The 12,095-nt window shown below is 63.6% G+C and carries 9 protein-coding genes; 4 read left to right on the top strand and 5 right to left on the bottom strand.

All coding sequences use genetic code 11. The annotated features are described in order from the left end of the window. Window positions 1–112 precede the first annotated feature (112 nt). The 4 genes from rhlB to ACFPU0_RS13405 form a co-directional block, all read right to left on the bottom strand. Window positions 113–1,603: an ATP-dependent RNA helicase RhlB gene (gene rhlB / locus ACFPU0_RS13420; RefSeq protein ID WP_377693559.1), complete on the bottom strand. Its 1,491-nt coding sequence runs from the start codon at window positions 1,601–1,603 to the stop codon at window positions 113–115. Between the two features lie 98 nt (window positions 1,604–1,701). Next, window positions 1,702–2,859 (bottom strand): dipeptidase, encoded by a 1,158-nt coding sequence (locus tag ACFPU0_RS13415; RefSeq protein ID WP_377693558.1) that lies wholly within the window; start codon window positions 2,857–2,859, stop codon window positions 1,702–1,704. A gap of 783 nt (window positions 2,860–3,642) precedes the next feature. Continuing rightward, complete coding sequence (locus ACFPU0_RS13410) at window positions 3,643–4,581, bottom strand: GGDEF domain-containing protein (protein ID WP_377693557.1); 939 nt, start codon at window positions 4,579–4,581, stop codon at window positions 3,643–3,645. A gap of 459 nt (window positions 4,582–5,040) precedes the next feature. Then, window positions 5,041–5,700, bottom strand: coding sequence for an alpha/beta hydrolase (locus ACFPU0_RS13405; protein WP_377693556.1), 660 nt, complete (start codon window positions 5,698–5,700; stop codon window positions 5,041–5,043). A gap of 478 nt (window positions 5,701–6,178) precedes the next feature. Between ACFPU0_RS13405 and ACFPU0_RS13400 the strand changes: the two genes are divergently transcribed. The 4 genes from ACFPU0_RS13400 to ACFPU0_RS13385 all read left to right on the top strand — a co-directional run bounded on the left by ACFPU0_RS13400 (window position 6,179) and on the right by ACFPU0_RS13385 (window position 10,383). Continuing rightward, on the top strand, window positions 6,179–7,207 hold the full coding sequence (locus ACFPU0_RS13400; RefSeq protein WP_377693555.1) for an amino acid ABC transporter substrate-binding protein: 1,029 nt from the start codon (window positions 6,179–6,181) through the stop codon (window positions 7,205–7,207). A 108-nt stretch (window positions 7,208–7,315) separates the two neighbouring features. Then, window positions 7,316–8,503, top strand: coding sequence for an amino acid ABC transporter permease (locus tag ACFPU0_RS13395; RefSeq protein WP_377693554.1), 1,188 nt, complete (start codon window positions 7,316–7,318; stop codon window positions 8,501–8,503). Between the two features lie 10 nt (window positions 8,504–8,513). Continuing rightward, entirely contained in the window at window positions 8,514–9,611 is a 1,098-nt protein-coding gene (locus ACFPU0_RS13390) for an amino acid ABC transporter permease (protein ID WP_377693553.1), read from the top strand. A 10-nt stretch (window positions 9,612–9,621) separates the two neighbouring features. Beyond that, a complete protein-coding gene (locus ACFPU0_RS13385) occupies window positions 9,622–10,383 on the top strand; it encodes an amino acid ABC transporter ATP-binding protein (RefSeq protein WP_377693552.1) in 762 nt (253 codons plus the stop codon). 254 nt (window positions 10,384–10,637) lie between these two features. Here the strand turns inward: ACFPU0_RS13385 and ACFPU0_RS13380 are convergent, their stop codons facing one another. Next, window positions 10,638–11,414, bottom strand: a complete 777-nt coding sequence (locus ACFPU0_RS13380) for an ABC transporter substrate-binding protein (RefSeq protein WP_377693551.1) — start codon at window positions 11,412–11,414, stop codon at window positions 10,638–10,640. Between the last annotated feature and the right edge of the window lie 681 nt (window positions 11,415–12,095).

The raw sequence follows: 12,095 nt of genomic DNA, 5'->3' as shown, positions 1-12,095 counted from the left end.
TCTGCTCCCTGCAGGGGCGAATTCATTCGCCAAGGAGACCACAGGTCGCCCCTTCTCCCGCCCAAAGAAAAAGGCGAAGCCTTCGCTTCGCCTTTCTTCGTTCCACCAAGCCTCAGTGGTGCTTGCGCGGCACCGGCTTGAGCAGTTCGGTCGGGGGCATTTCGCAGTTGATCTTGCGGCCCAGCAGTTCCTCGATCGGCGGCAGGGCGAAGGCATCGTCCTCGCCGGCGAAGCTGATGGAGGTGCCGCTGGCGCCGGCGCGGCCGGTACGGCCGATGCGGTGGACGTAATCGTCCGGGTCTTCCGGCAGGGTGAAGTTGATCACGTGGCTGATGCCGTCGATATGGATGCCACGGCCGGCCACGTCGGTGGCCACCAGCACGCGGATCTTGCCTTCACGGAAACCTTCCAGGGTACGGATGCGCTTGTGCTGGGGCACGTCGCCGGACATCTGGGCGGCACTGATGCCGTCCCTGGTCAGGCGTTCCTCGATGCGGCGCACTTCGTCCTTGCGGTTGGCGAAGACCATCACCCGCTCCCAGTTGTTCTGCGCCACCAGGTTGTACAGCAGTTTGTACTTGTCGCTGCTGGCCACGGCGTAGACATGCTGTTCGACGGTTTCGCTGGCGACGTTTTCCGGCTCGATCTCGACGATGGCGGGGTCGACGGTCCACTGCTTGGCCAGGTTCATCACGTCTTCGGTGAAGGTAGCGGAGAACAGCAGGGTCTGGCGCTCGCCCTTGTAGGGGGTCTGGCGGATGATCTGGCGCACCTGGGGGATGAAGCCCATATCGAGCATGCGGTCGGCTTCGTCGAGCACCATCACCTCGACCATGTCCAGGTGCACCTCGCCGCGCTGGTTGAAGTCCAGCAGACGGCCGGGGGTGGCGACCAGGATGTCGCAGAAACGCGATTCCAGCTGCCTGAGCTGCTTGTCGAAGTCCATGCCGCCGACGAAGCTCATGACGCTGAGGCCGCTGTACTTGGTCAGGGCCTGGGCGTCCTTGGCGATCTGTACCACCAGCTCGCGGGTCGGCGCGATGATCAGCGCGCGGGGCTCGCCCATGTAGCGCTCTTTCGGCGGCGGGGTCTGCAGCAGCTGGGTGATGATGGAAATCAGGAAGGCGGCGGTCTTGCCGGTGCCGGTCTGGGCGCGGCCGATGGCGTCCTGGCCTTTCAGGGTGAAGCCCAGGACCTGGGCCTGGATCGGCGTGCAATAGGGGAAGCCCAGATCGTGGATGGCGTGCATCAGCCGCGGATCGAGGTCGAAGTCATGGAAGCGGGTCTTGCCCTCCTGGGGCTCCACCACGAAATCCTCGAGCTTCCAGTTGTCCACCGGGGTGGCGGCCTTGGCCGGACGCTCGCGGCGCGGCTTGTCGGACTTGGGCTTGTCGGACCTGGGCTTGTCGCTGCGGGGTTTCTTTTCGCCACGGGGCGGGCGTTCGCTGGAGCCTTCGGCCTTTTCGCCTGCTTCGCGAGGCGCATGTTTTGGCTTGGCCGGACGCTCTTCCTTCTCGGCATGGGCAGGAGCTGAAGCTGTAGGGGTGCTGCCGGGCTGCGGCTCTTCACCCTTGCGGAATATCTTCTTGAGTGCTTTGAGCACGGTGATCTCGTCGATTGATTAAGGAATGAACGGCCGCCAGTGTAAAGCAAGATGCCCGCAGGGCGAAGAGCTGCCGGCATCCGAGGGCTTGACTTGGACTACGGAAGGGTCTCCAGCAGCAGCCTCCGCACATTTCCGCCCATGATCGCGGCGATATCCGCCTCGCTGAAGCCGGCTTCCTGCAAGCCCTGGGTCAACTGCGCCAGGCCGCTGGTATCGAAGGGTGTATGGACGGTGCCGTCGAAGTCCGAGCCCAGCGCGACATGCTCCACGCCCACCTTGTCGGCGGTGTAGCGGATGGCCCGGACTATGGCCTTCACCGAGGTTTCGCAGACGGCGGTATCCCAGTAGCCGATGCCGATCACCCCGCCGGTGGCCGCGATGCGCTGGATATGGGCATCGCTCAGGTTGCGAGTACCGGGGCAAGTGCCTTCCACCCCGGTATGGGATACCAGCACCGGCCGCTCGGTCATGTCCAGCACGTCGTCGATCAACGCGCGGGAGGCGTGGGCCAGGTCCACCAGCATCCTCTTTTCTTCCAGGCGGGCGATCACCCGGCGGCCGAAGGGGGTCAGGCCGCCCTTCTCCAGCCCGTGGGCGGAGCCGCCCACTTCGTTGTCGAAGAAGTGGGTCAGGCCGGCGATGCGAAAGCCCGCGTCATACAGGCGGTCGACGTTCTCCAGCTTGCGTTCGAGCGGATGCAGGCCTTCGGTGGCGAGGATGGCGGCGACGCGGTTCGGGTCCTTTTCCCAGGCCGCGAGGTAGTCGGCGAACTCCTTGCGACTGCGCACCAGGGTCAGCCTGCCCTGGCTACCGGCCGCCGCCTCTTCCAACTTGTGCCCCTGGTAAAGGGCGCGCTCAAGCAGGCTGCTCCAGGTCGCGCGGGGCCAGCGCTGGGCCATGACCAGCAGGGTGACATTGTCGGTGTCGGCGCCATTGCGCTCGTAGTTGAGGCCACGCGGGGTCTTGGTCACGGTGGAGAACACCTGCAGGCCGACGTGACCTTCCAGCAGGCGCGGCAGATCACTGTGGCCGAAGTCATGGCGTTCCAGCAGGTTGCGATTCCACAACAGGGCGTCGTCGTGCAGATCGGCGACGAACAGGGTCTCGTGCAGCTTCTCGGCCTCGCCCGAGGCGTCATAGGGCGGTGGCGCGGCCACCGTATTCATCAGGCGGTCGAGAAGTCCCGGCAGGGAGAAGAAAACCCCCAGGCCGACGACCACCAGCACCAGCAAAGCGATCCACAATTTGCGCATATCCAGCATCCCGGCTGTCCTGTCGTGAACGGACTTTAGCAAACAGGCGTTTGAGCGGATTGGGAAACTTTGGATATCTGAGGCGTCACGTCTGTAGGGGCGAATTCATTGGCTATGTCTACGTTGGCTGTTGCAGGACCGAATAGAAGTCTCTAGTACAGGGCTTTCAGGTCTCCGTACCCGCCTGACACCTCCCTCACCCCCGGCCCCCGCCCTGCGCCCCTGCCTGATCGCTTCGCGCTCAGGCGTTCATCGGCACCGGAAGCGGTGCTTCCGAAAGCGTGCCTCTTCACCCCTGAAGAGGAGAGGGGTAACTCGCGCCGGCGAGGCACAAACAATCCTGAAACCACCAGCAGCCTGGAACTGTGCAGAAGAGGTGGGGCAGCGACTGCGCCCCGTCAGGAGGCCGAGCGGAATCGTTGCAGAGGGGGACGAGCGGCATGGATGCCGCGAGAGGCGTGCGGGGCCATGGATGGCCCCTCACGCCGGGCCCCCGGCGCAACGATGGAGCGAGGGGACCCGGCGAAGCCGGGCCGGATGCAGGGGCAAGCGCTTTGGTTCCTTTCTGGCGTTTGAGAAAGGGACTCGCCCGGGAGGGCGAAACAGCGACTCATCGCCCGCTCGATAAGCAGCTGGGCTCAAGGCGTTCTAGCAACACTTAATGCAGACATAGCCAATTCATTCGCCATGGGCGGCGCAGCTGCCCCCTGCTATCCCCCTGGGCAGACCTTCGGCCTGCTTGGCGAATGAATTCGCCCCTACAAGCACAGGTCCTGCAAGCAGTCAGCCGTTCAGCCGATTACGCCCATCCTGCTTGGCCTGGTACAGCGCACTGTCGGCGCGAGCGATCAGGCCTTGCAGGCTGTCCGGCTGGCGCATCTCGGCCAGGCCGATGGAGACGGTCACCCCGGGCAGCACCCCCAGTGGCGAGTAGAAGGAGGGGATCTGTTCCAGGCTGCTGCGCAGGCGTTCGCCGATATTGCGCGCCTCGTTGCCGCCCATTTCCGGCAGGAGGATGACGAACTCTTCGCCGCCGTAGCGCGCCATGCTGTCCTTGGGCCGCAACTGGTTGCGCAAGGTATGGGCCACCAGGCACAGGGCATAGTCGCCGGCCAGGTGGCCGTGGCTGTCGTTGTAGGCCTTGAAGTGATCGACATCCAGCATGAGCATCGACAGCGGCTGCGCGTTGAAGGCGCAACGGGTACTTTCCCGCTGGTAGACATGCTCGAGCCAACGGCGGTTGAACAGCCCGGTGAGGGTATCGATCTTCGCGTTCTGCTCGGTATCGAGGATGATCCGGTTGCCCTGGCGCACGCGATCGCAGAGCAGCTCAAGGAGGTTCTGCATCAGCTGCGGCGACTGCTGGAACAGGCTGACCAGGGATTGCCGGTGCAGGCGCAGGGCGCTGGTGGGCTCGCTGGCCACCACATAGGCCGAAGGATGGTCGTTGTCGATGAAGCTGATCTCGCCGGCGCATTCGCCCGCCTCGATGCAACTCACCGGGTTGTTGTCCAGGGAGCCCAGGTACACCTTCAGCCGCCCGCTCAGCACCAGGTAGAGGTACTGGTTGCGATTGAAGGGTGACAGCACCACTTCGCCCGCCTCCAGGTCGCAGGCGCGGAATTCCTTGAGCAACTGTTCGAGACAGTTCGCGGTGACGTTCTGGAACAGACGCAGTCGGCTCAACAGAGCCAAGTCTTCTTGCCAGTGGACATGCTTCATGGCTGCAACGGCCTCGGATGGCAGTCGAAGCGGACGGCACCGCTAACGATCCCTGTCTGAGCTGTTAACCCGGTGGTGAAAATATTCCCCCACTTTTTGTCTGGCAATGCTCGCCAAAAGTTGCGCCGACCAACGGCCAGATCTCGGTAGGGAACGCGACAACTCCTGATATTCGCCACAATTTCGCAACATTGTTCCGGGCGAGCGAAAACACCGGGAGCCCCCGACCCGGCCAGCCATGTGCTGCATCGATGCGGCAAAGACCAGAAGGCCGCCCCATAGGCGGCCTTTTGCCACTGAGTATAGATGGCCTCAGGCTATCAAGCGGAATTTCAGCGAATAGCCCGCCATACGCGCTTGCAGGGAAAGGCGTTCGATCGCTTCGATGCCCCGCAGGTTGGCAATGGGCGGAGCGGAGGTCTGGGCCATGCCCGGTGCTTGTTCTGAAGAGGTGGGGGATCAGCTGTGCAGCCGTTCCACCAGCCAGGTGCCGATGTCACGGATCTGCTGCGGCAATACCTCGTGGGCCATCGGATAGTCGCGCCACTCCACGGGAACCCCGGCGGCGGCCAGGCGATCGTGGGCAGCGCGGCCCATCGCGGGCAGCACCACATCATCGAAGGTGCCATGCAAGCAAAGGACCGGCAGTTGTCGTTTTGTATCGGACAGTTTCATTTCGTCGCTGAAGGTCGGCGCGTAGGTCGACAGCGCCAGCACGCCACCCAGTTCTTCCGGCCAGCGCAGGAAGGCGGTGTGCAGGACCACGGCGCCGCCCTGGGAAAACCCGGCAAGGAAGATCCGGCGCGGTTCGATGCCGGCGTCGACCTGCGCCTGCACCAGGGCCAGCACCTGCTGCGCCGACTCTTCCAGCTGCGCTTCATCGATGGCCCGCTCCGGGCTCATGGCGAGGATGTCGTACCAGGACGGCATGGCCCAGCCGCCATTGATGGTCACGGCGCGGGTCGGCGCCTGGGGCAGCACGAAGCGCGTGGTGCCGAGGACGTCCTGCAGGGCCTCGGCCACCGGCAGGAAGTCATAGCGATCCGCGCCCAGGCCATGGAGCCAGATGACGCAGGCATCGGCGCGGTGTGTGGGCTCGAGGATCAGTGTGTCGCTCATGTGTGGCTCCGTTGTGGTGCTTTTGCACAGTTGTGGGGCGATCAACTAAAAAGGGGTGGTTTGATAACTGAAAAATATGTCGCACGGTTAAAACTTTACCTATTGACCTATCGGAATAGGCCTACTGGCACCTGGCTGGTACGGCCTTTGCTACTCGGCACCTGACTGATTCACGGCCCGGGGCGCGGTAACACAAGCCCCGGCGTGCAACGGGTTGGGCGGCGATTCCGGTCGCAGCCTTGCAAGCGATCATCCGGCGCCATTCATGGTGCAGGGGTGGACGCAATCCGTCTCCAGCCCATTCGACCAATGGGCGAGGAAGCGTCTGGTGGCGAGCGGAGCAGCGCCAACTAGACTCCTTCCTTAGATCCGACACCCCGGTTGACCTTTTCCAGTGCATGAAAGGTTGAACCTGCCTCACGAGGGTACGGCGGTGGGATCGAGACTCCAACACCAATAAAAGCAACTGGAGGTTTTGATGAAGATGGTGAAATCCACCCTGGCCGTGCTGACCGCGGCAACCGTTCTCGGTGTCAGCGGTTTCGCTCAGGCGGGCGCCACCCTGGACGCGGTGAAGAAGAAAGGCTTCGTGCAATGCGGCATCAGTGACGGCCTCCCGGGCTTCTCCTATGCCGATGGCAAGGGCAACTACAAAGGCATCGACGTCGACGTCTGCCGCGCTGTTGCCGCTGCCGTGTTCGGCGATGCCAGCAAGGTCAAGTTCAGCCCGCTTACCGCCAAGGAACGTTTCACCGCGCTGCAGTCCGGCGAAGTCGACGTCCTTTCGCGCAACAGCACCTGGACCAGCTCCCGCGACGCCGCCATGGGCCTGAACTTCACCGGCGTGACCTACTACGACGGTCAAGGCTTCCTGGTGAACAAGAAGCTCGGCGTCTCCAGCGCCAAGGAACTCGATGGCGCCACCGTCTGCATCCAGGCCGGCACCACCACCGAGCTGAACCTGTCCGACTACTTCCGCGCCAACAACCTGAAGTACACCCCCATCACCTACGACACCTCCGACGAGAGCGCCAAGTCGCTGGAGTCCGGTCGTTGCGACGTGCTGACCTCCGACCAGTCCCAGCTCTATGCCCAGCGCATCAAGCTGGCCGCGCCGGACGAGTACGTGGTGCTGCCGGAAGTGATATCCAAGGAGCCCCTCGGCCCGGCCGTGCGCCAGGGTGACGAGGAGTGGTTCGACATCGTGCGCTGGTCCCTGTTCGCCATGCTCAACGCAGAGGAACTGGGCCTGAACTCGAAGAACGTCGAAGAAACGGCCAAGACCACCAAGAACCCCGACATCGCCCGCCTGCTGGGCACTGAAGGCGAGTTCGGCAAGGACCTGAAGCTGCCGAAGGACTGGGCGGTGCAGATCGTCAAGCAAGTCGGCAACTACGGTGAAATCTTCGATCGCAATATCGGTGCCGGTAGCGAGCTGAAGATCGAACGTGGTCTCAACGCCCTGTGGAACAAGGGCGGTCTGCAGTACGCACCGCCGGTGCGCTGACCGTCTCCCGGCGGCCGCATTAGGCGGCCGCCGGGTTCGAGTTCCGTACAACGCGAACCCTGGCCGCCGTCCCCCATCCGGCCGGCCAGCGGTTCCCAGAGGGCTGTCATGCAAAACAATGCCAACGCCCCGCGTGCCCCGAAAGGTTCGGTCTGGACCGATCCCAAGGCACGCGCGTGGCTATTCCAGATAATCGCGGTCATCGCCGTCGTCGCGCTGGGCTGGTACTTGTTCCAGAATACCCAGCACAACCTGCAGCAACGCGGCATCCTGTCCGGCTTCGACTTCCTCGAGCAGAGCGCCGGCTTCGGGATTTCCCAGCACCTGATCGACTACAACGAAAGCAACAGCTACGGGCGGGTCTTCGTCATCGGTCTGCTCAATACCCTGCTGGTTTCGGGTATCGGCATCTTCTTCGCCACCATCCTCGGGTTCATCCTGGGTGTGGCGCGGTTGTCGCCGAACTGGCTGATCCGCAAACTGGCGACCGTCTACATCGAGACCTTCCGCAACATCCCGCCGCTGCTGCAGATCTTCTTCTGGTACTTCGCGGTGATGCTGCCCATGCCGGGGCCACGCCAGAGCCTGTCCATCGGCGAGAACTTCTTCCTCAACAACCGCGGCCTGTACATGCCGGCGCCGACCATCGCGGACGGCTTCTGGCCCTTCCTGGTCAGCCTGGGGCTGGTGCTGCTGGCGATCATCGCCCTGGCCCGCTGGGCCAAGGCCAAGCGTGAGGCCACCGGCCAGCGCTTCCCGGTGCTGGTCTCCTCACTGGTGATGCTGGTGGTGATTCCCGGCCTGGTCGCCCTGGTATTCGGCCGGCCCTTCGAGTGGAGCATCCCGGTATTGCAGGGTTTCAACTTCCGCGGCGGCTGGGTGGTGATTCCCGAACTGATCGCCCTGACCCTGGCGCTGACGGTGTACACGGCGGCCTTCATCGCCGAGAACGTGCGTTCCGGCATCCAGGCGGTCAGCCACGGGCAGACCGAAGCCGCCCGCTCCCTGGGCCTGCCGGCGCCGAAGATCCTGCGCCTGGTGATCATCCCGCAGGCCCTGCGCGTGATCATCCCGCCGCTCACCAGCCAGTACCTGAACCTGACCAAGAACTCGTCCCTGGCGGCCGGCATCGGCTACCCGGACATGGTCTCGCTGTTCGCCGGTACGGTGCTGAACCAGACCGGCCAGGCGATCGAGGTGATCTCCATCACCATGAGCGTCTACCTGGCCATCAGTATCAGCATTTCGATCCTGATGAACTGGTACAACAAGCGCATCGCGCTAGTCGAGCGGTGAGGGCCGAGCCATGACGACACATGTATTCAAGCCCGACCAGCCGCCACCCCGGTTGAGCGTCGGCACCCTGGGCTGGCTGCGCGCCAACCTGTTCTCCAGCTGGTTCAACACCCTGCTGACCCTGTTCGCCATCTACCTGGTGTGGCTGATCGTGCCGCCGCTGATCAAGTGGGCCTTCCTCGAGGCCGACTGGACCGGCAGCACCCGCGCCGACTGCACCAGCGAAGGCGCCTGCTGGGTGTTCATCAAGGTGCGCTTTTCCCAGTTCATGTACGGCTTCTACCCCGAGGACCTGCGCTGGCGGGTGGACCTGGCGGTGTGGATCGCGATCATCGGCGCCGCGCCCTTGTTCGTGCCGCGCTTCCAGCACAAGGCGGTGTATGGCCTGTCCTTCCTGGTGATCTACCCGCTGGTCGCCTACTGGCTGCTGCACGGCGGCTTCCTCGGCATGTCCACCGTCTCCACCAGCCAGTGGGGCGGCCTGATGCTGACCCTGGTGATCGCCGCGGTGGGCATAGTCGGCGCGTTGCCGCTGGGCATCCTGCTGGCCCTGGGCCGACGCTCGAACATGCCGGCGATCAAGGTCATCTGCGTGACCTTCATCGAGTTCTGGCGGGGCGTGCCGCTGATCACCGTGCTGTTCATGTCCTCGGTGATGCTGCCGCTGTTCCTGCCGGAGGGCCTGTCCTTCGACAAGCTGCTGCGGGCACTGATCGGCGTGATCATGTTCCAGTCGGCCTACATCGCCGAGGTGGTGCGCGGCGGCCTGCAGGCCATCCCCAAGGGACAATACGAAGCCGCGGCCGCGATGGGCCTGGGCTACTGGCGGATGATGGGCCTGGTGATCCTGCCGCAAGCCCTGAAGCTGGTGATCCCCGGCATCGTCAACACCTTCATCGCGCTGTTCAAGGACACCAGCCTGGTGATCATCATCGGCCTGTTCGACCTGCTCAACAGCATCAAGCAAGCCACCACCGACCCGGCCTGGCTGGGCATGGCCACCGAAGGCTATGTCTTCGCCGCCCTGGTGTTCTGGATCTTCTGTTTCGGCATGTCCCGCTACTCCATGAACCTGGAGCGCAAGCTGGACACCGGCCACAAGCGTTAGGAGTCATCCCATGACTGAAGCAAGCAAGAAAGTCGCCGGCGAGCCGATCATCCGCCTGCAGGGCGTGAACAAGTGGTACGGCCAGTTCCATGTGCTGAAGGACATCAACCTCGACGTGCAGCAGGGCGAGCGCATCGTCCTCTGCGGCCCGTCCGGTTCCGGCAAGTCCACCACCATCCGCTGCATCAACCGCCTGGAAGAGCACCAGCAGGGCCGCATCATCGTCGACGGCACCGAGCTGACCAACGACCTCAAGCACATCGAGGCGATCCGCAGCGAAGTGGGCATGGTGTTCCAGCACTTCAACCTGTTCCCCCACCTCACCGTGCTGCAGAACTGCACCCTGGCGCCCATGTGGGTCCGCAAGATGCCCAAGCGCCAGGCCGAGGAGGTCGCCATGCACTACCTCGAGCGCGTGCGCATTCCGGAGCAGGCCGCCAAGTATCCGGGGCAGCTCTCCGGCGGCCAGCAGCAGCGCGTGGCCATCGCCCGCGCCCTGTGCATGAAGCCGAAGATCATGCTGTTCGACGAACCCACCTCGGCGCTGGACCCGGAGATGGTCAAGGAAGTGCTGGACACCATGATCGGCCTGGCCCACGACGGCATGACCATGCTCTGCGTGACCCACGAGATGGGCTTCGCCCGTACCGTGGCCGACCGGGTGATCTTCATGGACAAAGGCGAGATCGTGGAGCAGAACGAGCCCCACGCCTTCTTCGACAACCCGCAGAACGAGCGGACCAAGCTGTTCCTCGGGCAGATCCTGCATTGACGGTTGCCCGTTGAATCAAAAAAGGAGCCTTCGGGCTCCTTTTTTGTTTGTGGGAGCGAGTTCATTCGCGAACGCACGCTCGCAGCCCTTCCCTTGATGGGTTTCGCTCCGCTCCAGCGGAGCGCCGCCCGCACCATCCTGCGAAGAGCCTGTGCGTAGCCTGTAGGGGCGAATTCATTCGCCAAGCAGCCCGCAGGGCTGCCACCTCGAACGAAAAAGCCGCGCAGATGCGCGGCCCTTCCCAACGGCAGGACTCACTCGCCGTAGATATCGAAGTCGAAGTACTTGGCCTGGATCGCCTGGTACTTGCCGTTCTCGCGCAGGGTCTTGATGGCGTTGTTGAACTTGTCGCGCAGCTCGGTATCGCCTTTGCGCACGGCGATGCCGGCGCCTTCGCCGAAGTACTTCGGATCGTTCAGCACCGGGCCGACGAATTCGTAGTCCTTGCCGTTCCCGGTCTTCAGGAAGCCTTCGTTGAGCGGGAAGACGTCGGCCAGCACACCGTCCAGGCGGCCCGAGAGCACGTCCAGGTAGATCTCGTTCTGGGTGCTGTAGCGCACCACCTTCACGCCCTTGGGCTCCAGCACCTCGGCGGCGAAGCGGTCGGTGGTGGTGGAGCGCTGGGTGCCGATGGTCTTGCCCACCAGGCTCTGGAACTGGTCATCGACCACCGTGCCCTTCTTCATCACCAGGCGCGCCGGGCTGTAGTAGTACTTGCCGGTGAAATCCACCGATTTCTTGCGCTCGTCGGTGATGGTCATGGACGACAGCACGGCGTCCACCTTCTTCACCTTGAGGGAGGGGATCAGGCCATCGAACTCCTGCTCGATCCACTGGCACTTGACCTTCATCTCCTCGCACATGGCATTGCCGATGTCGTAGTCGAAGCCGGCGATCTGTCCCTCCGGAGTCTTGTAGGCGAAGGGCGGATAGGCGGCTTCGATGCCGATGCGCAGGGGCTTGTCGGCGGCGAAAACGCTGGAGGCCAGCAGGCCGAGGGCAAGGCTGCCCAGCAGAACGAGTTTCTTCATGGTGCGACTCCCGCAGTACGGATGGATGCCCGCCGGCGTGTCTGGCGAGCAGGTTCGAAAAAGGATTGCGAGGCAGAAGAAGACGCCGCCAGGGCTGGCCGGCATGGGATCGAATGGGGGGATAGCTGGCTGTGGATCATGGAGGACTGCCGCTAATTTTGTACTTGTGAGTCCATACTGGACTCAAATGTACAGATCGTCAATCACCCATGAAAAAACCCGGCGGGGCCGGGCTTCCTGTGCGATGCGAAACCTTGTAGGGGCGAATTCATTGGCTATGTCTGCATTAGCTGTTGCAGGACCGAATAGAAGTTTCTAGCACGGGGCTTTCAGGTCTCCGCACCAGTCTGACACCTCCCTCTCCCCCTGCCCCCGCCCTGCGCCCCTGCCTGATCGCTTCGCGCTCAGGCGTTCATCGGCACCGGAAGCGGTGCTTCCGAAAGCGTGCCTCTTCACCCCGGAGGGAGAGGGGTGACTCGCGCCGGCGAGGCACAAACAATCCTGAAGCCACCAGCAGCCTGGAACTGGGCAGCAGAGGTGGGCCGGCGCCTCCGCCCCGTCAGGAGGCCGAGCGGAATCGTTGCAGAGGGGGACGAGCGGCATGGATGCCGCGGAGAGGCGTGCGGGGCCATGGATGGCCCCTCACGCCGGGCCCCCGGCGCAACGATGGAGCGAGGGGAC

Origin of the sequence: Pseudomonas sp. GCM10022186 (genome assembly GCF_042656385.1) — a bacterium.
Lineage (GTDB): Bacteria > Pseudomonadota > Gammaproteobacteria > Pseudomonadales > Pseudomonadaceae > Metapseudomonas.
Note: the sequence above shows the minus strand (reverse complement) of the source record. Positions and strands in the feature narration are given on the sequence as shown.